This window comes from Sporosarcina sp. P20a, from assembly GCF_002743175.1.
In the GTDB taxonomy this organism is placed as follows: domain Bacteria; phylum Bacillota; class Bacilli; order Bacillales_A; family Planococcaceae; genus Sporosarcina.
In genome coordinates this window covers 334,628-357,496 of record NZ_PDYT01000001.1, presented here as the reverse complement: position 1 = coordinate 357,496, position 22,869 = coordinate 334,628, and the positions used below count along the sequence as shown (strand labels likewise).

Sequence of the window (22,869 nt, the reverse complement as noted above, 5' to 3'; positions counted from 1 at the left end):
ATCAAGCCGATGCACTTATTATTCTAAGAAGTCCTTTAGTCGTTTGCTGCGTGATGGGTGGCGTAACTTTCTAAGAGCTTTTGCTTCGATCTGACGAATACGCTCACGCGTAACACCGAATACTTTGCCTACTTCTTCAAGCGTACGCGTACGACCATCATCAAGACCAAAACGTAAACGCAATACATTTTCTTCACGATCTGTTAACGTATCTAAAACATCTTCAAGCTGTTCCTTCAACAATTCATATGCTGCATGGTCTGAAGGAGACTGCGCTTCCGAGTCTTCGATAAAATCGCCTAAATGGGAGTCATCTTCTTCACCAATTGGCGTTTCCAACGATACCGGCTCTTGAGCGATCTTCAAGATTTCACGAACTTTTTCCGGAGTTAAATCCATTTCTTCTCCGATTTCTTCAGGAGAAGGCTCTCGTCCTAAATCCTGTAGCAATTGACGCTGGACACGAATTAATTTATTGATCGTTTCCACCATATGCACAGGAATACGAATTGTACGTGCCTGGTCCGCAATTGCACGTGTGATTGCCTGACGGATCCACCAAGTTGCGTACGTACTGAATTTAAAGCCTTTCGTATGGTCAAATTTCTCAACCGCTTTAATTAAGCCCATGTTTCCTTCTTGAATCAAATCTAAGAATAACATACCGCGACCGACATAGCGTTTTGCGATACTGACAACTAAACGTAAGTTCGCTTCAGCCAATTTCTTTTTGGCATTCTCCCCACGAATAATAGTTGCATCTATTTTAGGAGTCATTTTTCCTGTTTCCTCAAGCTCGGCTTCAGCAGCCAAACCATCAATAATCCGAATCGCCAAGTCTACCTCTTCTTTACCCGTCAATAAATCTACTCGTCCTATTTCTTTCAAATACATACGGACCGGATCGTTGATTCTGACGCCAGGTGGTACACTTAAATCATTTAAATCAAATTGCTCTTCTTTTTCAGCTTTGGGATCTGCTTCTTCTTTTCTATCCATTTCGATTTCTTGCGCTTCAATCTGATCAAGAAATTCTTCAAATTGTTCAGGTTCCATTTCGAAGGATGCTAGTTTTTCTGTTACATCCTCTAGTGTTAGTTCACCTGTTTTTTTACCTGCTTCAATAATAGCCGCTTTTGCTTCTTCAAGAGTCATTTCTACTTCTCCCGTTTGTTCTTCTTTTGTCATAGTGACTATACCTCCTTACAGAACCTTTAACGATCTCACAAGCTGGATTACTTCCGAGGCCAACTCCATTGCTTTAAGTAGGTCGTTCCTTTTTTCTGCTTCATTAGATTCGTGCCTTTTTTGATCAATTAGACGTTTAATTTGATTTCTTTTTAAATGACGGATACAGTCATTTACTTCTTGTGTGGTATGCTCCTGTGAACGTTCAGTTAAGATGGCTTCCATGACGACTTTCTTCAGTTGCCGGTCTTCTAACGTTTCTGCAAACCGCTGATAGTTTGGCAAATCATATTGCTCATAAAACGCTGCTAACTTAAAGAAAATTTTAATGACGTCATCTCTTACAAATAAATCTTGAAGTTCCAGTCGTTTTTCCTCGAATAGATCTGCGTCCATCAGTAGGTGCGCAAGAAGTAATTGTTCCGCACGGTCTGTTTCTGCACGATTCGCCGGGGCTCTCGTAACATGTACGGTTCTGCTTTCATCAGGACTTGTATCTCGCGATTGTTTCGCCTTTTTTGCAATCGACTTGGTGAATTCTTGACCAAGTGATTCTTTTGAAGCATGTGTTTCATTGTGGAGTTGCTGGATCAATAAATCTTTCTCGATAGGAGAACAACGGTGAGCCAGTTCGTCAAATACTTCGTGTACGTATTGCTTGATGTCATGATCAACGGATAAATTCTTATCTCTTCTATAGTAGGCCGCTACGAAAGAAATATAGGATAACGCTGGATCAAGCACCTTTTCTGAAAATACTTCTGAACCATGTTGACCAATATAGTCATCAGGATCCATTTTATCAGGCAATGTGGCAACCAGTACATCCATTCCGCTATCCATTAGTTGGTCGGCAAATCGTTTGGCAGCCCCCCAGCCAGCTGAGTCACCATCACAGCAAATGACTATCTTTTTTGCCATTCGCTTCAATTTCACGATATGATGCGCGGATAATGCAGTACCCATAACAGCCACCGTATTTCCTATTCCGCCACGATCTGCTGCAATCGTGTCCATGAAACCTTCGAATAGTACTACTTTACCCGTTTTTCGAACATTAAGACGCGCACGGTGAAAATTAAACAAAACCTTACTCTTTTCAAAGACGGGTGTTTCCGGACTATTGATATATTTAGCGTCAGAAGAAGAATCCTCCAACCTTCTGCCGGAGAATGCGATGGTTGCACCATTATCATCCTGAATCGGAAACATGATCCTTCCCCTGAAACGGTCAAAATAACCTGAGCCATCTTCTTTATGGAAACAAAGTCCTGCCGTTTCCATTTCCTTCATATCAAAACCTTGTCTCTTTAGTAGTGCCGATAAGGCATCTGACTGAACGGGAGACCATCCTATTTCATACTGTTCTATCTCGTCACGCGTAAATCCTCTTTTTTCTAGATATTCTAATGCTTTTTCGCCTTCTATGGTGTTTAAGAGCAGATGGCTATAAAAGTTAGCTGCCAGTGTATAGGCTTTCAGCATCTTTTGATTAGATGAGGATTTTGACGATTGGTTGTCTGTCTGGGAACTCTCCAACTCCAATCCCATTCGACTGCCCAATTTGACGATTGAGTCGATGAATGACCGGTTTTCCATATCCATCATAAACGTGATGGCATTACCGCTTGCGCCGCAACCAAAACAATGGAAGAGCTGCTTGTCTTCGGAAACAGAGAAAGACGGACTACCTTCTTCATGGAATGGGCAAAGTCCAAACCAGTTTTTACCTCTTTTTGCTAATTGGACATATTCGCTGATCAAATCAACAATGTCGGTTCCTGAACGAATTTCCTCAATTGTATCGTCAGATATTCTTGTCATTCTATCACCATTTCCACTCTATATACATAAATTCTAGACGTTTTACAAAAACCCTTCTTTATCGACAATTTTCGCTATAATTATTTTCAGTATCTGCATTTTTGTCACATTTATGACATGTTAGCCGAGTGGAGACACACAGAAAAAAGAAGACCCAACTAGTTCGTTCAGTTGGCCTTCCTTGCTAAAAATGCTTTAAGAATCGTATTGGCTGTCTCTTCTACCGCACGATTCGTCACATCAATGACGTCACAACCGACACGCGTTGTAATTTCATTGAAATAGTCTATCTCTTGTTGAATACGTGCTATTTTCGCATAGTTTGCATCATCTTTCAAGCCTAATGTCTCCAAGCGGGATTTCCGGATCGAATTCAATTGCTCAACGGATATACATAGGCCGAAGCACTTTGCAGGATCAATAGAAAAAAGTTCTGACGGTGGGTCTACTTCTGGCATGAGCGGTACGTTAGCCACTTTATAACCTTTATTCGCAAGAAATTGTGATAACGGTGTTTTAGATGTTCGCGAAACACCTATTAACACCATGTCCGCTTCCAATATGCCACGTGTATCTCTTCCATCATCATAGCGAACTGCAAACTCGATTGCTTCAATTTTCTTAAAATAGTCATCATCCAATTTCCTGACCAGACCAGGCTCTTCAAATGGTTGTTGTTTTAATTGGTCTCCCATCTTCTCAATCACTGGCCCGAGTAAGTCTACGGAAGGTACACTCAATTCTTCACAAAGTAGATGTAACTGCTCTCTCATTTGGGTTTTGACCAATGTAAAGACAATCAGTGCTTGCTGTTGCTTTGCCAAGAACACAATTTCCTCTAATTGCGAATTCTCTTCTATATAGGAAAACCTTTTTATCGAAACGGTCTCTAAATCGTGACGAAACTGACTTGCGGCTGCTTTCGTCACAAGACCTGCAGTTTCTCCGACAGAATCCGAGACAATGAATAATGTGAATTTTGTCATGCAGTCACTCCTTATACATCTTGATCTTCCACTAATGAAAGAAAAGCGGCAGTAATATTTGTTTTCGTCACCCGCCCCATTACTTCAAGTCCGTTTTCACGCTCTTGAACGATAGGTAATGAATCGATTTGGCTATCCATCATTTTTTTGGCAACAGAAATGAGTGTATCTTCTTTTTTGCAATATGTGACATTCGGCATTCTTGTCATAATGACATGCACGGGTATCTTTTCTAATTCTGTTCTTCCAATGCTCGTTCTCAGCAAATCCTTACGTGACACAACACCTGTCAATAATGACTGCTGGTCCACTACGAATAGTGTACCTACATCTTCTAAAAACAGCTGGCAAATCGCGTCATATACAGATAGATTTTCAGTGATGACGACTGGTCTCGATTGATAATTGCCTACAATCATGTCCACCATACCATCCGCGACGGATTTGATAGGTTTCTTGCCAGAATAGAAATAACCTACACGCGGTCGTGCATCCAAAAACCCAGCCATCGTCAAGATTGCTAGATCCGGCCTTATCGTAGCGCGCGCCAAATGCAAACGTTCAGCAATTTGCTCTCCTGTAATCGGACCGTTTCCTTTGACGATGTCGAGGATTTCATTCTGACGTGTATTTAATTCCAAACATGTCACCGCCTTCAGACTTCAAAGTTGTATTTACTTACTAATTATATATCAACACGCTCGCTATTGCGAAGAAAGGAGAAGCATGCTAAACTAATTTTGAATGAAGTAAACGTAGAACGGTCAATAAGTAGTGTATATTATGAGCGAACAGGGATAGTGAAAGCCTGTACTTACACGAAAACGGCAGCCGGGAGTTGAAACGTTCATTATGAAAGTGGGTTGAAAAACCAATCGGGGTGGAACCGCGGGTTATCATGCACTCGTCCCCGGACATGATTTTATGTCCGGAGACGTGTGCTTATTTTAATTGGAGGCGTTTAGAATGTTATCTATGGAACAAGTAGTCAATCTTTCAAAACAACGAGGATTTGTATTCCCAGGGTCTGATATTTATGGTGGTTTGGCGAACACTTGGGATTACGGTCCACTAGGTGTCGAACTAAAAAACAACATCAAGCGCGCTTGGTGGCAGAAATTTATTCAGGAATCACCTTATAACGTAGGTCTTGATTCCGCGATCTTGATGAACCCGAAAGTTTGGGAAGCATCTGGTCATATTGGAAACTTCAATGACCCGATGATCGACTGTAAAAAATGTAATACCCGTCACCGTGCAGATAAATTAATTGAAGAAGCATTGGATGCAAAAGGAATTGAAATGGTCGTTGATGGCCTACCGTTTGATAAAATGTTCGATTTGATTCAAGAACATGAAATCAAATGTCCTACATGTAGCGCGTTGGAATATACAGAAATCCGTCAATTCAACTTAATGTTCAAAACAAGCCAAGGAGTAACTGATTCCTCTGCTAACGAAATTTTCTTACGTCCAGAAACGGCACAAGGGATCTTCGTGAACTTCAAAAATGTTCAACGCTCTATGAGAAAGAAAGTACCTTTTGGTATTGCACAAGTAGGGAAAAGTTTCCGTAACGAAATCACACCGGGTAACTTCACATTCCGTACGCGTGAATTCGAACAAATGGAACTTGAATTCTTCTGTAAGCCTGGCGAAGATGAGCAATGGTATAAGTACTGGATTGACCAGTCAGAAGGATTGCTATTGAACCTTGGTTTGAAGAAAGATAATATCCGTCTTCGCGAGCACAATGAAGATGAACTATCCCACTATTCTAAAGGAACTGTGGATATCGAATACAAATTCCCATTTGGTTGGGGAGAGCTATGGGGCATCGCGAACCGTACGGACTTCGATTTGAAGCGTCATATGGAATATTCAGGCGAAGACTTCCACTACCAAGATCCAATCACGAATGAAAAATACGTACCGTACTGTATCGAACCTTCCGTTGGTGCGGACCGCGTAACGTTGGCATTCTTGTGTGATGCATTCGATACGGAGGAACTTGAAGACGGCGATACACGTACTGTTCTTCGTTTCCACCCAGCACTTGCGCCTATCAAAGCAGCCGTACTTCCATTATCCAAAAAACTAGCGGATGATGCACAGAAAGTATATGCAGAGCTTTCAAAGCATTTCCCAGTACAATATGATGATTCCCAATCCATCGGTCGTCGTTACCGTCGTCAAGATGAAATCGGAACTCCATTCTGTATTACATTTGACTTCGATTCACTGGAAGACCAGCAAGTAACTGTTCGTCACCGTGATTCCATGGAGCAAGAACGTATGCCAATTGCAGACGTTACAGCATATATCCAAAAGCATTTACAATTTTAATTATAGAAAAGCCCAGAAGAAGTTGGCATCAGCCATCCTCTTCTGGGCTTTCTTTAGTTTGCTCTTTTGGTTTTTGCAATTCAGGTGTACGTTCCAGTTGTTCAATGAACTTCCTAGATTTTAGAAAAATCCCAGTTTGCTCCTGATAAATCGTTGACACAAGCTTCGCCATAAATGTCTTCGTTGGTTTCTTCAATGTCAGCTTACCAATCTGATCGAGCGGAACATTGTAAAACATTCGGATCAATTTAATTTGTGTAGGCGACAAACGAATGATGTACGGATCCACGTGAAAGCAGCGATGACAGAGAAAACCTATCTGTTGGAAAGAAAAAGCAAATTCGCCTTCCGTAGCGCCGCAACTTGCACACTCATGGAGTATAGGATGTATGCCCGCAACTGGTAGCATCTTCCACTGAACGAACAGTGAAATGGCTTCTGCGTCATAGCCTTCTTCCATAGCGTTAAATGACTCATCAAGCAAACGAAATATGCTTGCATTCGGCTGTTCGGATTCTGTGAGGCGATCAAGCAATTCTACAATCAACCCAGCATATGCCGTCGTCTCTAGATCAGAGCGAATGTGGCGTACACTGCTGATGAGTTCACCTTGCTCCAGCGACCCCATGCCTCTACTTGCACGAACAAGAAAATAGCCGTGAGTGAAGGTTTGTGTAATAGCAGCTAAGCGACTTGCAGGTTTTTTCGCACCTCTCGCCATCGTCGTGATCTTCCCCGCTTCTTTCGTATAGATCGTCACGATTTTATTGGATTCTCCGTAAGGGATACTTTTGATAATAAAGCCTTCCAACTTATTCAGCAACGCGCTCTCCCCTTCAGCAGGACAGACCGCTTAGTAGTCTTCCTCGTTAAATCCAAATTCTTTCAAACGGCTTGGACGGTTACGCCAGTCTTTTTGGACTTTCACCCATAGCTCTAAATAGACTTTCTCACCAAGAAGCATTTCGATGTCTTTTCTCGCTTTCACGCCGACTTCCTTCAGCAACTTGCCGCCTTTACCGATGACGATGCCTTTTTGCGAATCGCGTTCTACGATGATAGTCGCGCGGATATGCATTTTATGTGTTTCAGGATCTTGCTCCATACTTTCAATCGCTACTGCAATGGAGTGTGGTATCTCTTCACGTGTCGTATGCAATACTTTTTCACGGATCATTTCAGATACGATGAAACGCTCTGGGTGATCCGTCACTTGTTCCGCATCATAAAACTGCGGTCCTTCATTCAAATAACTTTCAATCACTTCCACCAGACGTTCGATATTATTACCGTTCAGTGCAGAAATAGGAATCACTTCAGTGAACTTCATTTCGTTTGTATACGACGTAATAATCTCAAATAACGTGTCGGGATGCACAAGGTCTATTTTATTGATGACCAAAAATACAGGTGTCTCGGATTTAGCGAGCCATTCCATAATGAAACGATCTCCTGTACCGATTTTCTCATCCGCATTGACCATGAACATGATGACGTCGACTTCGCTTAACGTGCTGCGTGTCACTTTCAACATGAAGTCGCCCAGACGGTGTTTCGGTTTGTGGACACCCGGTGTATCAATGAAAATCATCTGAGATGAATCAGTTGTGACGATTCCCTGCACTTTGTTTCGTGTTGTTTGCGGCTTATCGCTCATAATCGCGATTTTTTGACCGACCATACGGTTGATGAATGTAGATTTCCCCACATTTGGACGTCCGATGATGGAAATAAAGCCTGACTTAAAGTTGTTCTTCTGCATAATCTAAATCCTCCTTGGAAAAAGCACCCGGCAATAGCTGGTCTACTGTTGTTTCTTGTATTTGACCTTTTAAGTTCGTCAAGTACACAGGCATGTCCGGCGCACAAAATTCCGCGATGACTTGGCGGCAAGAACCGCATGGCGCGATTGGACCGTCTGTATCACCAATTACTGTGATCGACTTGAACGATGTGACACCTTCAGATACAGCTTTGAAAATAGCTGTTCTCTCTGCGCAATTGGTTAATCCATACGCGGAGTTTTCAATATTGCATCCACGATAAATAGTACCGTCTTCGGCCTCTAATGCAGCACCTACCGGAAATTTCGAATAGGGTACGTAAGCCTTCTTCATTGCTTGCTTTGCTTCATTCATTAATTGTTCTACTTGCATCTAATTACCACCTCTTCATTTGATCTTATTATCCAAACCATTTTGGAAAGAAAATTATACAGCCGATGATCGCACTGGCTATGGCGAATACGAAAACTGATCCGGCTGCAATATCTTTTGCTTTTTTAGCTAGCGGATGAAATTCCGATGTGACAAGATCCACAACGTATTCCACTGCTGTATTCATTAATTCGAGCGCGATCACACCTGCAATGACGATAAAAATGATCATCCATTCTATTTGGGAAAGACCGGTGAACCAGCCTGCAATCAACACGATTATCGCTGATAAACCGTGAGACTTCATATTCCGACCTTGCCTAAAGCCGTCCTTAATACCTTCCCAAGCATTGATGAATGATTTCAAGAACTTCTTCATAGACTCACTGCCGATCCAGACCGAATGCAGTTAAAATCTCTGTCTGTCTGCCGAACATCTCGCGTTCTTCTTCTTCATCGAGATGATCATATCCGAGTAAATGCAAGAAACCGTGCAATGCAAGAAACCCGAGCTCCCGCTCAAATGAGTGATTGTATTCAATAGCCTGACGTTTTGCAGTGTCAATGGAAATAACTATATCCCCTAGAACAATTGGCATATCGCTTTCATGAACAATCGCCACTTCTCCTTCAGATAATTCTTCTAGCGCAAATGAAATAACATCAGTTGGACGGTCTTTGCCTCTGTACTCAGCATTCACTGCTTGGATGGATTCATCATCCATAAACGTAATAGACAACTCATACAAACCTTCCATTTTCTCCATTATAGACGCATGAGTCAGCAAATCCTTGATCAATGTCTCCGAACTCGGTTCCACGATTTCAGTTTCATCTTCGAAATAAAAGTCTATCATAGTAGCTCTACTCCTTTACTTATCGGGATATTCGATACGATTATGGAAGATCCCCTTTAACGTTTCATTAATTGCTTGTTTCACTAGTTTTATTTCTTTTAACGACAAATCACATTCATCAAATTGATCGTCCTCTACTTTCCCACGTACAATTGCATTGACGAGTGTAGCAATTTTTCCAGGTGTCGGTTCTTTCATCGCGCGCACAGCTGCTTCCACACTGTCCGCAATCATGATCACTGCATTTTCTTTCGTTTGCGGTTTCGGGCCAGGATAGCGGAAATCTTCTTCCTTCACATCAGGATTCGTTTCTTTCGCTTTCAGATAAAAGAATCTGACGCTACTCGTTCCATGGTGTTGTCTAGCAATGGCTATTAGTTCTTTGGGCATACGGTGTTTCTCTAAAATTTTCGCTCCGTCTTCCGCGTGGGCTATAATCATATCACGACTTTTCTCAGGTGTCAGTGCATCATGCAGATTACGGCCATTATGTTGATTTTCAATAAAGAAACCTGGATGTATAGTCTTCCCGATATCATGATAATAACTACCGACACGCGCTAGTAATCCATTGGCTCCGATTGCTTCACACGCCGCATCTGCTAGATTCGCAACCATAATGCTGTGATGATAAGTACCTGGTGTCTCCACTAATATTTTCTTTAGTAACGGATGATTAGGGTTCGAAAGTTCCACTAAACGCATATTGGAAAGTAAGTGAAAACTCGACTCGAAGAACGGCAATAAGCCCATCGTCAAAGCTCCAGACAACAAGCCTGATGAGATGGCCGCCACGGCATAGAAAATCAACTCTGGCGTTGTATAACTAGTCTGTGTCATCAATAAATAAAATATGATGAACATAATGTTCGATCCTGCAACGCCAAGACTCGTCTGCAGAATGGTTGAGCGTCTTCCATGTTCACTCAGTAAATAAACACTAACAATCCCACCGAATAAAATATACAGCGCTACTTCCATTTGCATGATGGCAGCCAAGCCTTCTTGCAACATGATGCCAGCTGTTGCAGAAGTAATAATCGTCGCTAGTACTGCTGATCGCTCATTGATCAATAACTTAATCAACATCGGTACAAGTGCCGTCGGAAATAAAAATGCAATGAGGACATCAAACTCAAGATCAATGTAGCTGACAATTTTCATTAATATGACAGCTAACAATAAAATGATATAGAAAATAACAAGTGCTTTCTTTTTGAACGTCTCATCTCTCTTGGACTTGCCGAAGTGTATAGCAATCAGACCGGATACAAACAAAATAAACAGGATAATGCCGAGCGTCGGTTTAAATGAAGATTGATTATTGAGGACCCCAGAAAGCTTCAGTTGGTGATACACATCACGATCGATTAACTGTCCTTCACGCACGATGACTTGTCCTTGTAAAATACGAATTGCTTCAACTGAAGCTCGCGCATCCGTCTGATTTTTGACAGTCAATTCTTCATCGATTATTTCCGTTTCCACTACTGCCATTCGCCCGAGGGATAGTCCCACTTCAAGCAAATCTCTCGGCAATGTATTTGTTTCCCGAATTCTGCGCTCCACCTCATAGCGATGCATTGGCACCTGCTCAGCTTTAAACGGCTTCGATAATTCTCTTCCCACTACAAGCGTCAGTAATTCATGCAAATTATTCAGATCACCTTGTTCAGCCGAAAGTAACTGTTGAAGTTGATCATCTGTAACAGGTAAAAATGTCTGCTCTTTTTCTAGACCTTCCAACTTCTTTTGAAGTAACTTCATTTTATCACCCGAAGTCATGTCAGGATCTTCTTTTGCTTCGACTTTGACATCACTTACAGCAGTAAAGATTGAACCGAGGATAGCTTGGCGATTTTTCATTATATCCTCTGAGAAACGATAAGAATTAGGTACCGCCTGTTCCGCCCGTACACGTTCAAGTTCAGTTTTCTCTATATCTTCTATTGTTTTAGGAGATCGTATGGTTTTCGGCGAAATTTCAAAAGCCGAAATTTCGTACGTTTCGTTTTGCGTACTACCATGCATCAGAAAAAACAATGGGATACTAGAAAGAGAGACGACAAGAAGCAAAAGAAATGTAAATTTCACTTTTCTTAGCTGTGAAAATAGTTCCTTTAAAGCTATCATGCAGTTGCCTCCTTTTCAGCAAATGTTCTTCACATGATGGATTAACTATGTATATTCCTCATTCAAAAAAAAGCAGTCAATTAATTAGTTGACTGCTCTTTCTCATATGCATCAATGATCTTCGCTACTATTGGATGTCGGACTACATCACCTTGTTCCAAATACATGAATTGGATATCCTGTACGTTCTTCAAAATGTGTTCCGCAACATTTAGACCGGAATCCACACCGCGAGGTAAATCAATTTGCGTTTTATCACCTGTGATGACCATTTTCGATCCAAATCCGAGACGAGTCAGAAACATTTTCATCTGAGCTTTCGTTGTATTTTGAGCTTCATCCAAAATAACGAATGCATCATCAAGCGTTCTACCGCGCATATACGCAAGTGGTGCAATTTCGATGACGCCACGCTCCATAAGACGCTCTGTATGTTCGGCTCCTAGCACGTCGTGTAGCGCGTCGTAAAGAGGTCGAAGATAAGGGTCAACTTTTTCTTTCAAGTCGCCTGGAAGGAACCCTAAGCTCTCTCCAGCTTCAACAGCAGGTCGAGTCAACACAATTCGCTTTACTGAACCCGTTTTCATTGCCTGCACCGCCATCACGACAGCGAGATACGTCTTTCCTGTACCGGCAGGTCCTATACAAAATACTAGATCTCTTGAACGAATTGCCTGGACGTATTCTCTTTGTCCGATTGTCTTTGCACGAATAACTTTCCCTTTTGTATTGCGTGCAATTTCTTCTTCGTATAAAGAAGAAAAATATTCAATCGTGCCATTTTTCGCCATTTCAATCGCCGTTGCTACATCGCGTAAATTGATATTAATGCCTTTACGTATAACTTTCAGTAACTGCTCGAGCAAAGTTTTCGCTACCTCTGCTTGTTCTTCGGCTCCACTGATCGAGATATTTTCTCCTCTAGTGTGGATTGAAACTTTCAATTCTTCTTCGATCAAATTCATGTTCTGATCGGAAATGCCAAGAAGCATTATCGCTTCATTCGGTTCTTCAATATGAAGTTGAAGTAAATGTTCGCTCAATGTTTTCAGTCTCCTTGAGTTATAGGTCGTTTTTCAGCAATATTTTCATTAAGTAAAAATAGTATAGTCCCACTCACTTTATCATTAGTGAAGGATACATGTAAAATGTTTTCTTCTTTAATTATGCGCTCATTTGTTTTCTTTGACAATAAATCGTACTTAATCAGTGGCAAGATGATGGTCTCTTCCATTCCTTTTTTCAAAAACACTTCCTGAATGTGATTTTCTTTCGTCCTATCCATAATAATAGGATTTCTAAAACCTATATTTTTCATCTGGTTACCTATCCATGGCTTTTGCCAACTGATATGGAGATTTTCTTCTCCCTGAATCGAATAACTAATTGTCCGCGGTAATTCAAAATGACATTCTAACCAATAATCAGCAAATACTTCCCCATCCGCCCCTACCACTGTCGTTTTTTCACCCTGTTCAAGAATACCCGTTGCCAGCATATCACCTTTCTTTACCGTTTGATGAATGATACTCGCTCTTTCCCCTCTTGTTAATGCAAAGCGTGTGATTACTCCCCCAGTTTTCGCTACTAGATGAGATGGCTTCTCTTTCACTTCTTCCTCCACTTCGGTCGACAATGGCGCAAGCATCGGTGAAACAGTTAACGAAGTACCTGTCTTTGAGAACCGGATCCAGGAAAGAGAAGGTTCATCTTGCATAAGTAGCCGACGAATTTCATCCTCTTCCGGTAATTTGGATAATAAAGAGGGCGCAGTAATTTGTGCTTTCTGCATCTTTGTTTCCATCCGTTGCGCAATTTCCGGAATATCACTTTCCACTGTGATATTCCACAGAAACAGCGAGGCCACTAGTGGAATGAAACAGACGATTAAGAATAACAAAGATGCGAATAGTCGATGCTGAACAGTGTCCATGCCTCTACGCCTGATTTGTACTTTCACACGGTATTTTCTTCTGTAACGGCGGATAACTTTAATTCCCTTTGTGTCCGTTTCAAAAAACATAGCACTTCCAGAGACATACAAGCTGCTGATCTTGACATGCTCTCTCTGTAATCTACTTAGAAAAACAGAACCGTTACGAACATCTTTCACCTGCACTTCAAATCGTTTAGGACTCATAACTATTTCCATCTTCAGGCGTAAAACGCACCGTCACTTCCTGTAGTTCATCAATCGATATGTGGGCGTGTTGTTCAGTCAGCATTAGAACCGTTACATCTTCCCCTTTGACAGTCATGACATAGTCATTCGTTTGAAAGGATACGGATTGTTCGCTTAATGCGAGCAAGCGATAGTTGCCAGTAATCCGCAATGAGTTGAATTCATCTAGAATAATGGATGGATGAAGTGCGAATAATTTTTTCATGAAAAAACCCCCTGTCTCATCCTATGAAAAGACAGGGGGCGGCATGATTACCGTTTTGATTTTGGTGGACCTAAAATTTCTGCATAGACAATCCCTTGCATGATTTGCTGAGGTGTTCTTGGAACCAAGTCTTCCTGCAAGATTTGTTCATCCTCCAACATGATGGACTGCTTCTCACCATGCAGTCTACCCCTGCCTGCTTGACGCTCCGGACGTGGCGTAGAAGAGGGTTTAGCCGGCTTCTTAGGCTCTGCATAGAAGACTTCAGACTGAGGCGCCTGCGTCTTGACAGGCTGTTCAGGTTGTTTCGTTTCTTGTTGGAGATCTTGGAATTCCTTTTGAATATCCTCAAATAGGTTTCTAGATAATTCCTTCAACGAACGCGGCTTCTCTACAGGAGCTGCATTGGTACGTTGAGGTTCTCTCTGATTCATTTGACGTTGAGTTGGTTGTGCTGGCCATTGCTGACTAGGCGGTCGCTTCGGTTGTTGATCTGGTTTCTCTTGGTCTTTCTTTTTACCGAATAAAGATCCCAGAGCCAGCATAATGACCAAAATTATCAGTTGTTCCATTATGCATCCCCTTCCCGGGAATTCATCTTGTTATTATTGGTCTTTCTTTGGTTGTTGATCCGAACCTGTTTTGCTGATAGAATCCCGCATGCTTGTATCTGCTTGGATATTTTTATAATTCATATAATCCATGATTCCAATATTTCCTGAACGCAAAGCTTCAGCCATAGCTAAAGGCACTTCGGCTTCTGCACCCACAACTTTCGAGCGCATCTCTTGAGTTTTCGCCTTCATCTCTTGTTCATTAGCAACAGCCATTGCACGACGTTCTTCTGCTTTTGCTTGGGCAATGTTTTTATCTGCCATTGCTTGTTCAGTCTGAAGTTCCGCACCGATATTTTTACCGATATCCACGTCGGCAATATCAATTGAGAGAATTTCAAACGCTGTACCTGAGTCCAAACCTTTTTTCAGAACCGTTTGGGAAATCAAATCTGGATTTTCTAGTACTTTCGCGTGACTGATAGAAGAACCGATTGTAGATACGATACCTTCACCAACACGGGCAACAACTGTTTCTTCACCCGCACCACCGACAAGGCGGTCGATGTTTGCACGAACTGTAATACGCGCTTTTGCCTTTACTTCGATACCGTTCATCGCAACACCTGCAATAAATGGTGTCTCGATTACTTTCGGGTTAACGGACATTTGAACTGCTTCTAATACGTCACGTCCTGCTAAATCGATTGCCTGTGCTCTTTCGAACGTCAACTCGATATTCGCACGTTGCGCAGCGATTAACGCATTGACAACACGGTCTACGTTACCACCTGCTAGGTAATGACTTTCCAGTTGGTTGATTGATACACTTAGACCCGCTTTATGTGCTTTGATCAACGGGTTAACTACTCTACTAGGGATAACCCGACGTAAACGCATACCGATTAATGTGAAGATACTTACTCGAACGCCTGCCGCAATAGCGGAAATCCATAGCGTTACTGGAACGAATGTAAAGAATATCGCCAGTACGATGATGATAATAAAGACTGCTGCTACCAGCCCGATTGTTCCTAGTCCCATCATAAGCCTTGTTCCTCCTCTTTCTTCTCTCTTACTACGATTCTAAAACCTTCTACTGCTACAATCACTACTTTTTTGCCACTTTCGATGTAACGACCTTCTGATACTACATCGATGCGTTCGCCATCTACTTCAGCGACACCAGATGGATAAAGTGGAGTAATTGTTGTTGCCACCTTCTGCAATAACTCATTACGATTTTTGTTGGAAACGTAACCGCTTTCCGTATCCATCGTATCCATTAAAATGATTTTATTCAATAGATGAAGTTTTTTACCGAAGAATTTCATAATAACCACTGCTCCTATCAATGCTACGGCTATCGCAATTAGCACCGAAACTGCCATGAATGCCAAGTTTGTGCCTGCCAGTAAAATACTTCCTATGATAGCCAAGACCCCGAAGATACCAGCTATCCCTCCTGCAACAAAGAATTCGGCAATAATAAGCGCTACACCGAGCAGGAATAATAACAATGTCTCATAACCTGCTAGACCTGCTACTGTGTGTCCGTAGAAGAATAAGAATAGAGCTGTAAGCCCCATGCTTCCCGGTACACCAAAGCCTGGTGAATATAATTCTACAATCAGTCCAAGACTTGCAACGGAAAGTAAAATCGGTACAACGACTGGGTTGGTGATGAATCGAGCCATTTTCTCTGTAAACGTTTCCGCTGTAGAGATGACTTGTGCATCTTCCAAGTCCAGCTTCTTCAGTAACTCGTCAAATGAAGCCACTGTCCCTTCACTGTACCCTACCTTTTCGGCTTCGTCAGCAGTGAGTGTCAGAAGTTCCCCTTTCTGTGCACGTAAGTCCGGCAGATCAATTTCAGGATTAGCCATCGCCAATGCATATTGCGGATCACGGCCTGAGTGCTTTGCGGCATTTTTCATTTGTGCCAACCAGTAACTATTGGCTTTCGTCTCTGCTGCATTTCCAGATCCATCGATGACTTGTGCAGCTCCAATAGAACCGTTTGGTGTCATGTAGATTTCATCTGCATAAAGTGCGAGGAAAGCTCCAGCAGATAGCGCACGATCATTGATGAATGCGACGATTTTTACATCGTCAGTTGTTTTCATCAGCTTTGCGATTTGATCAGCAGCGTCTACAAAGCCTCCAGGAGTGTCTATATCCAACACAATCGTCTCTGCGCCTTCAGTTTTAGCTTCTTTAAATGAACGCTGTAGGAAGGCATGCAGCCCCTTTTCTACTTCTTGATGAAGGGGTACTTGATATACTTTTGTTTCAGCTGCGTCTGAGTGTATAAAAGGCAATGCGATTGTACCGATGAATAAAATGAGCAGAAAAACGGACCTAATCATTTTAGACATTATGTTCTCACCTCTCTCTACTGCCTATTATACTTACTATTTACGTTTGAAGAAGCATTTGGTTTCATTTAATTGCAATTAAATAAAAGTTTTTCTTTCTGTGTGACCTAGCTTGTTAGTATATGGATTATATATGGATAAAAATGAGCAGAATAGTTGAAGCCTTGTTTAAAGTTATAGAGGGTGAGGGTTGAATTAGTGTCTATGAGGGGATGGAAGCTCCAGCTGGCGGACGCTTTCCCATGGGCCTGCGGGAAGAGCCGTAACGTAGAACGGCTTTTGCGAGTAAAAACGAAGCGTTAGGAGCACATCTTTGCACTTCGCCGCCAGCTTCCGCTTCCATCTTACTTATTGAGTGGAGATACTTAGAATATTCATTGAAGCTAGTGTGTGAATTATTTTTGTGCATAAACTTATTTAAGTTCAAGTTTAAAATAGATTATAAACATAACTTCAATGCACAACAAAAGTGTCATCCCTTTACATTGCAAGGGATTGGCGCGTAGGAGGGGCGACTCCCAGAGGATCAGCTCGCCGCGAACCCTCAGGAAAGCGTCCCCTCCGAAGTGCCAATCCCCCCCCTAGGCCTTCGCCAACTACTTCCTATCAACTAATTCACACTCATGCACTACTTCCCGAAACTAGCACCCGTCAAATACTCTGTTTAGAATGAAATTAAAGTTCCACACAATAAAATAAACCGAAAATCCAGTGAAGGATTTTCGGTTTATAAGAAATTACATTAGTAGGTAATATCAAAATTCAATGTAGGCAGAAATTAGAACTTGCGCTTACGTGCAGCTTCTGATTTCTTTTTACGTTTAACACTTGGCTTATCATAGAATTCACGCTTTCTACTCTCTTGTATTGTACCACTCTTGGATACAGTACGTTTGAAGCGGCGAAGAGCGTCTTCAAGTGATTCATTTTTGCGAACGACTGTCTTAGTCATATCTCTTGTCCCTCCCTCCAAACACACACTTCGAAACATAGCACTTTGCTATGTACTATAAAATTATAACGTATATATTCGGTTTGGTCAATAAAAACTATTAGAATATCATGATAAATTTTATGAATTACTTTTTAAAAAGTGATCAATAATCAGACGACGATGAGAGACCTTGCATAATTGCAACACCTGAACTCGCACCGATACGTGTTGCGCCCGATTCAATCATGCGATCTACGTCTTCAGCACTGCGAACACCACCACTTGCCTTCACACCAATTGCTGGACCTACTACCGCACGCATCAGCTTCACGTCTTCCGGAGTAGCTCCGCCAGTGGAGAATCCAGTCGATGTTTTGACGAAGTCCGCTCCTGCGAGTACCGCCAGTTCACATGCTGTGCGTTTTTGGATATCATCGAGCAATGATGTTTCAATGATTACTTTTACTAAAGCTTGATCTTTTGCTGCTTCTACGACGGCTTCGATATCATTTTGCACTTGCTCAAGAAGCCCACTTTGTAATGCACCAATGTTGATGACCATATCTACTTCTGTGGCACCGTTTGCAATCGCGTCTTTAGCCTCAAAAGCTTTAACTTCGGATGTACTTGCGCCTAAAGGGAAGCCGATCACGGTGCATACTTTTACTTCCGTGCCTTGTAAAGCTTCTGCCGCCGTTTTAACCCAAGTCGGATTAATACAAACTGAGGCGAAAGAATATTTTTTAGCCTCTTCACATAATTCGTGTACCTGCTGTTTAGTTGCTTCTGCCTTTAACAACGTATGATCAATATAAGCGGCATAGTTTGTAGTCAATGAAAGCGCTCCTTTTTACATATCGTTTTTTTCAGTATAACAAAGCTTACATTTTGTTGCACGAAAAAGACCACCTATTACAGGTGGTCCATGTTAAATCGTAACTTTTTCTTCTGTCAGTACTCGAACCGGTTGACCTTCATTGTAAGGATAGCCCGCTTTTGTGATTTTCACTTTTACAATTTGTCCAATCATCGTTTCATCTGCAGGCAAGACCACTTTCAAATAATTATCTGTATAGCCTACATAGAGATTTTGATCCGTATCTTGCTTAAAGCTTTCTTCAGGAATAACCTCGAGTACTTCGCCTTCAAATCGAGCAGCATAATTTTTTGCTAATTGGTCGTTCAGCGTTAATAAACGGTGCACGCGTTCGTTTTTTACACTTTCGTCGACTTGGTCTTCCATTCGAGCAGCAGGTGTACCCGTTCTCTTCGAATAAGGGAACACATGGAGCTCAGAAAACTTATGATCACGAATGAAGTTATACGTTTCCATGAATTCTTCTTCCGTTTCACCAGGGAAACCTACGATGACATCGGATGTGATAGCAAGATCAGGTAACGCTTCGTTCAGACGAGTTAATCGATCCGAGAAGAATTCCATTGTGTATTTACGACGCATCCGTTTGAGTACGGTATCTGAACCCGATTGAATGGGGATATGCAAATGGCGTACGACAATATTAGAGTCACGCAATACATCGATCACTTCATCTGTTAATTGACTTGCTTCGATTGAACTAATACGAAGACGTTTCAATCCTTTTACTTGCTGTTCCAAGTCGCGTAATAGACGAGCTAGGTTATAGCCTTTTAAATCTTCACCATAACCACCTGTATGAATTCCTGTTAAGACGATTTCAAGATAGCCCGCGTCGACAAGTTGTTGTGCTTGATGAATAACTTCTTCGGGATCACGTGAGCGCATCAATCCTCTAGCCCACGGAATGATACAGAACGTACAGAAGTTATTACACCCTTCTTGTATTTTTAACGAAGCACGTGTGCGATCTGTAAATGACGGCACGTCAAGTTCTTCATAAACACGGTTTTTCATAATGTTGCGCACCGCATTAATCGGCTGGCGCTCTTCACGGAATTGCTCGATCAGCCCAAGCAATTTTGAACGATCTTGTGTACCGACGACAATATCCACACCAGGAATCGCCATAATTTCTGCCGGTGATGTTTGTGCATAACAACCCGTTACACAGATTACTGCATCTGGATTTTTACGAATAGCACGACGGATTACTTGTCGGCTCTTTTTATCACCGGTGTTCGTTACGGTACATGTATTAATAACATAGACATCAGAATTCTTATCAAACTCTACTCTTTCATAATCTGCTTCTTGAAACAATTGCCAAATAGCTTCTGTTTCATAATGATTCACTTTGCAGCCCAGTGTATGAAAAGCAACTGAAGACATAAGTTGTTCACTTCTTTCATTCAAATTCATAAGACATAGCGGACAATACATATAAAGGTGCTGTTTCCGTGCGCAGGATTCTAGGTCCTAACGACACTGGAAGGAAACCGGCCTCTTGAAGTAAAGCGGCTTCTTCGCGCGCTAATCCGCCTTCCGGTCCAAAAACAACTACTATTGATTGTCCATGATACACATTTTTCAGACGGTCCGCAATCTTATGCGGAACATCACTTTTCGCATCTTCTTCATCCGCAAACAATTTGACATCAAAGGAATCTGTATACATGATCAGTTGCTTGACGCTTTGAACGGATAAAATCTCAGGCACTTGGTTACGATGACATTGTTCAGCAGCTTCCTTGGCAATCTTTTGCAAACGTTCTATACGTTTATCACCTTTTTTAGCATCCCATTTGACAATCGACCGACTCGCAGCAAAAGGAATCAATCGAGCCATACCGAGTTCGGTACTTTTTTGGGTAATTAAATCGAGTTTATCACCTTTAGGCAATCCGCAGGCAATCGTGACGGAAATCGGTAATTCGTTAGATTGGTCCAGTTGTTTCTGCTGTAAAACGGTAACGGAGTCTTCAGAAATACTGTCGATCACCGCTACCGAAGCGACGCCATCATACACCGTCAGGATTTCCTGACCCGTCGTCATACGCATCACTTTGACAATATGCTTATAATCATCCCCGCTGATTGCTACTTCGTGCTGCTCATTAAATGGTTGATCTAGAAAATAACGTTGCATGATTATTCACTGCCCTTACGCGCAATGATCGCTACCCAATCTTCCATAAGAACCGTTTCCACAATTTCAAAACCTTGTGCCGTTAGGTCGTTACGCACTTCGTCCCGTTTCGCTCCAATGATACCCGATGTAATGAAAAGGCCGCCTGGTTTAACGAGTTGATAAGCATCTTTTGAAAACGACATGATAACTTCCGCCAAGATATTCGCAATGATCATGTCAGGTGGTTCTTCAATCGATTCAAGAAGATTACCTTTCAAGACGGTGATGCGATCATCTGCGTGGTTATACGTGACATTTTCCTGTGCAGCACGTACAGCTACTTCATCTAGATCAAGCGCGGTAATATGTTTGGCACCAAGTAAAGCAGCGCCTATTGCTAGCACACCTGACCCTGTGCCTACATCAACGATCGTTTGACCAGGTTCAAGGTACTTCTCCAGTGCTTGTAAACAGAGGACCGTCGTAGGGTGTGTACCCGTACCGAAAGCCATTCCAGGATCTAATTCAATGATCAATTCATCAGATTCCACTGGCGTATACTCTTCCCATGTTGGAACAATGGTAAAACGCTTCGAGATTTTCACCGGATGGAAGTATTGTTTCCATGAGTTAGCCCAATCTTCCTCATCCACCTCTGTGATGCCTATAGTAAAGCGTCCAGGATTTAATGAAAACTGACGAAGGCCTTCAATTTCTAATTCGAGATTTTCAACTGTTTCGTTGATGAAACTATTGACAGGCAAGTAAGCTTTAATAATGACTCCTTCACTTGGGAAGTCATCCTTATCTAATGCATATATTTCGCCATATTGGTCTACTCGTTCTTTACCAGGTTCTTCGGAGTCTTCAATAACGACTCCGCTAGCGCCTGCTTCATGCAAGATGTTCGCTACTGCCTCAGTTGCTTCATGTGTCGTGTGCACGGAAACTTCAGACCATTTCACAGTTCGTCAATCCTTTCATTCGCCTTTAAAAGTGCGTTTGATTTTATCGAAGAATGAGCTGGAATACTCATCAGGTGATTCTCCTTCAATTGATGCAAACTCACGCAGTAATTCCTTTTGTCGCTCCGTCATCTTTTTCGGTGTAGTCACTTTAACGATGACATGCTGATCGCCTGTTCCATGACCATGAACGTTTGGAACCCCTTTGCCACGAAGTCGGAAAGTTGTGCCGTTTTGTGTGCCAGCCGGAATCTTCAACTTCACTTTACCGTGCACCGTTTGAACTTCGAGTTCGTCTCCTAGTGATGCTTGTGGGAACGTCAAGTTCAATTCCAAAATGATGTCGTCTTCTTCACGAATAAAACGTTTATGTGGACGCACATTAAAGACGATGTACAAGTCTCCAGGAGGTCCTCCATTAATTCCCGCTTCACCTTGACCGCCTACTCGCAGACGTTGTCCTTGGTCTACTCCAGCCGGAATCGTAATTTTGATGACCTTGTTTTTCGTTACGCGACCTTTACCTCGACATGTATCACATTTTTCAGGAATAATTTTACCTGTCCCCTGACATGTAGGACAAGTTCTACGGTTCACTACTTGACCAAATGGCGTGTTTTGAGCGAATGAAATCTCTCCTGAACCATTACATTCCGTACATGTTTTGACGCTCGTGCCTTTTTTAGCACCTGAACCGTCACATGTATCACATTCTTCCTCACGAGGGATATCGATTTCTGTTTCTTTACCGAAAATAGCATCCATGAAGTCGACTGTCATTGTATATTGCAAGTCGTTACCTTTTTGTGGAGCATTTGGATCTCTTCTTCTGCCACTACCACCGAAGAATGTGCTGAAAATATCATCGAAACCGAAGCCATCTGCACCTCCGCCACCAAATCCTCCGAAGCCTGCACCTGGTCCATTATGACCGTATTGATCATATTCAGCTCTTTTGTTCTCATCGCTCAACACTTCAAATGCTTCTGTTACTTCTTTAAATTTCAATTCTGCATCCGCTTCTTTGTTCAAGTCCGGATGGAACTTCTTAGAAAGTGTACGGTATGCTTTGCGGATCTCTTCCTTCGTAGCGGATTTAGATACGCCTAGCACCTCATAGTAATCTCGTTTACTCATCATTGCACCCCTCATC

General features: G+C 42.1%; 23 protein-coding genes. 1 reads left to right on the top strand and 22 read right to left on the bottom strand.

Features of this window, described 5'->3' with window-relative positions; all coding sequences use genetic code 11:
- Nucleotides 1–18: 18 nt before the first annotated feature.
- The 4 genes from rpoD to ccpN form a co-directional block, all read right to left on the bottom strand.
- Nucleotides 19–1,188 carry an RNA polymerase sigma factor RpoD gene (gene rpoD / locus CSV72_RS01795; protein WP_099634153.1) on the bottom strand — a complete coding sequence of 390 codons (1,170 nt, stop codon included), beginning with the start codon at nt 1,186–1,188 and terminating at the stop codon, nt 19–21.
- A gap of 15 nt (nt 1,189–1,203) precedes the next feature.
- Nucleotides 1,204–3,012 carry a DNA primase gene (dnaG, locus tag CSV72_RS01790; RefSeq protein WP_099676844.1) on the bottom strand — a complete coding sequence of 603 codons (1,809 nt, stop codon included), beginning with the start codon at nt 3,010–3,012 and terminating at the stop codon, nt 1,204–1,206.
- A 167-nt stretch (nt 3,013–3,179) separates the two neighbouring features.
- A complete protein-coding gene (locus tag CSV72_RS01785) occupies nt 3,180–3,998 on the bottom strand; it encodes a pyruvate, water dikinase regulatory protein (protein ID WP_099676843.1) in 819 nt (272 codons plus the stop codon).
- A gap of 11 nt (nt 3,999–4,009) precedes the next feature.
- Nucleotides 4,010–4,648 carry a transcriptional regulator CcpN gene (ccpN, locus tag CSV72_RS01780; RefSeq protein WP_099634156.1) on the bottom strand — a complete coding sequence of 213 codons (639 nt, stop codon included), beginning with the start codon at nt 4,646–4,648 and terminating at the stop codon, nt 4,010–4,012.
- 316 nt (nt 4,649–4,964) lie between these two features.
- On the opposite strand from ccpN, the gene CSV72_RS01775 reads away from it, so the two are divergent.
- The gene (locus CSV72_RS01775) at nt 4,965–6,344 is read left to right on the top strand and encodes a glycine--tRNA ligase (protein ID WP_099676842.1); all 1,380 of its coding nucleotides are present in this window, start codon (nt 4,965–4,967) and stop codon (nt 6,342–6,344) included.
- A 28-nt stretch (nt 6,345–6,372) separates the two neighbouring features.
- Here the strand turns inward: CSV72_RS01775 and recO are convergent, their stop codons facing one another.
- From recO to dnaJ, 18 genes are all read right to left on the bottom strand, one after another.
- A complete protein-coding gene (recO, locus tag CSV72_RS01770; RefSeq protein WP_099676841.1) occupies nt 6,373–7,167 on the bottom strand; it encodes a DNA repair protein RecO in 795 nt (264 codons plus the stop codon).
- Between the two features lie 30 nt (nt 7,168–7,197).
- Nucleotides 7,198–8,106, bottom strand: coding sequence for a GTPase Era (gene era / locus CSV72_RS01765; protein WP_099634159.1), 909 nt, complete (start codon nt 8,104–8,106; stop codon nt 7,198–7,200).
- Nucleotides 8,087–8,500 carry a cytidine deaminase gene (locus CSV72_RS01760; RefSeq protein WP_099676840.1) on the bottom strand — a complete coding sequence of 138 codons (414 nt, stop codon included), beginning with the start codon at nt 8,498–8,500 and terminating at the stop codon, nt 8,087–8,089. The genes era and CSV72_RS01760 overlap by 20 nt, the downstream gene beginning before the upstream one ends.
- Before the next feature lie 28 nt (nt 8,501–8,528).
- Nucleotides 8,529–8,879: a diacylglycerol kinase family protein gene (locus CSV72_RS01755; RefSeq protein ID WP_099676839.1), complete on the bottom strand. Its 351-nt coding sequence runs from the start codon at nt 8,877–8,879 to the stop codon at nt 8,529–8,531.
- A gap of 4 nt (nt 8,880–8,883) precedes the next feature.
- Nucleotides 8,884–9,357 (bottom strand): rRNA maturation RNase YbeY, encoded by a 474-nt coding sequence (ybeY, locus tag CSV72_RS01750; protein WP_099634162.1) that lies wholly within the window; start codon nt 9,355–9,357, stop codon nt 8,884–8,886.
- Nucleotides 9,358–9,372: 15 nt separating this feature from the next.
- Nucleotides 9,373–11,490: an HD family phosphohydrolase gene (locus CSV72_RS01745; RefSeq protein ID WP_099676838.1), complete on the bottom strand. Its 2,118-nt coding sequence runs from the start codon at nt 11,488–11,490 to the stop codon at nt 9,373–9,375.
- A gap of 80 nt (nt 11,491–11,570) precedes the next feature.
- Nucleotides 11,571–12,533 carry a PhoH family protein gene (locus tag CSV72_RS01740; protein WP_199168474.1) on the bottom strand — a complete coding sequence of 321 codons (963 nt, stop codon included), beginning with the start codon at nt 12,531–12,533 and terminating at the stop codon, nt 11,571–11,573.
- A gap of 5 nt (nt 12,534–12,538) precedes the next feature.
- A complete protein-coding gene (locus CSV72_RS01735) occupies nt 12,539–13,630 on the bottom strand; it encodes a sporulation protein YqfD (RefSeq protein ID WP_158232113.1) in 1,092 nt (363 codons plus the stop codon).
- Nucleotides 13,620–13,877: a YabP/YqfC family sporulation protein gene (locus tag CSV72_RS01730; RefSeq protein ID WP_099634165.1), complete on the bottom strand. Its 258-nt coding sequence runs from the start codon at nt 13,875–13,877 to the stop codon at nt 13,620–13,622. Before CSV72_RS01730 ends, CSV72_RS01735 begins: the two co-directional genes overlap by 11 nt.
- 47 nt (nt 13,878–13,924) lie before the next feature.
- Nucleotides 13,925–14,449 carry a hypothetical protein gene (locus CSV72_RS01725; protein ID WP_099676836.1) on the bottom strand — a complete coding sequence of 175 codons (525 nt, stop codon included), beginning with the start codon at nt 14,447–14,449 and terminating at the stop codon, nt 13,925–13,927.
- A gap of 33 nt (nt 14,450–14,482) precedes the next feature.
- Nucleotides 14,483–15,475, bottom strand: coding sequence for a flotillin-like protein FloA (gene floA, locus CSV72_RS01720; RefSeq protein ID WP_099677120.1), 993 nt, complete (start codon nt 15,473–15,475; stop codon nt 14,483–14,485).
- A complete protein-coding gene (locus CSV72_RS01715; protein WP_099676835.1) occupies nt 15,475–16,809 on the bottom strand; it encodes an NfeD family protein in 1,335 nt (444 codons plus the stop codon). The genes floA and CSV72_RS01715 overlap by 1 nt, the downstream gene beginning before the upstream one ends.
- A gap of 778 nt (nt 16,810–17,587) precedes the next feature.
- A complete protein-coding gene (gene rpsU, locus CSV72_RS01710; protein WP_029054680.1) occupies nt 17,588–17,761 on the bottom strand; it encodes a 30S ribosomal protein S21 in 174 nt (57 codons plus the stop codon).
- A gap of 145 nt (nt 17,762–17,906) precedes the next feature.
- Complete coding sequence (gene deoC, locus CSV72_RS01705; protein WP_099676834.1) at nt 17,907–18,578, bottom strand: deoxyribose-phosphate aldolase; 672 nt, start codon at nt 18,576–18,578, stop codon at nt 17,907–17,909.
- A gap of 93 nt (nt 18,579–18,671) precedes the next feature.
- Nucleotides 18,672–20,012 carry a tRNA (N(6)-L-threonylcarbamoyladenosine(37)-C(2))-methylthiotransferase MtaB gene (gene mtaB, locus CSV72_RS01700; protein ID WP_099676833.1) on the bottom strand — a complete coding sequence of 447 codons (1,341 nt, stop codon included), beginning with the start codon at nt 20,010–20,012 and terminating at the stop codon, nt 18,672–18,674.
- Between the two features lie 16 nt (nt 20,013–20,028).
- Nucleotides 20,029–20,769, bottom strand: coding sequence for a 16S rRNA (uracil(1498)-N(3))-methyltransferase (locus CSV72_RS01695; RefSeq protein WP_099676832.1), 741 nt, complete (start codon nt 20,767–20,769; stop codon nt 20,029–20,031).
- A gap of 2 nt (nt 20,770–20,771) precedes the next feature.
- Entirely contained in the window at nt 20,772–21,716 is a 945-nt protein-coding gene (gene prmA / locus CSV72_RS01690; protein WP_099676831.1) for a 50S ribosomal protein L11 methyltransferase, read from the bottom strand.
- Between the two features lie 15 nt (nt 21,717–21,731).
- A complete protein-coding gene (gene dnaJ / locus CSV72_RS01685) occupies nt 21,732–22,853 on the bottom strand; it encodes a molecular chaperone DnaJ (RefSeq protein ID WP_099676830.1) in 1,122 nt (373 codons plus the stop codon).
- Between the last annotated feature and the right edge of the window lie 16 nt (nt 22,854–22,869).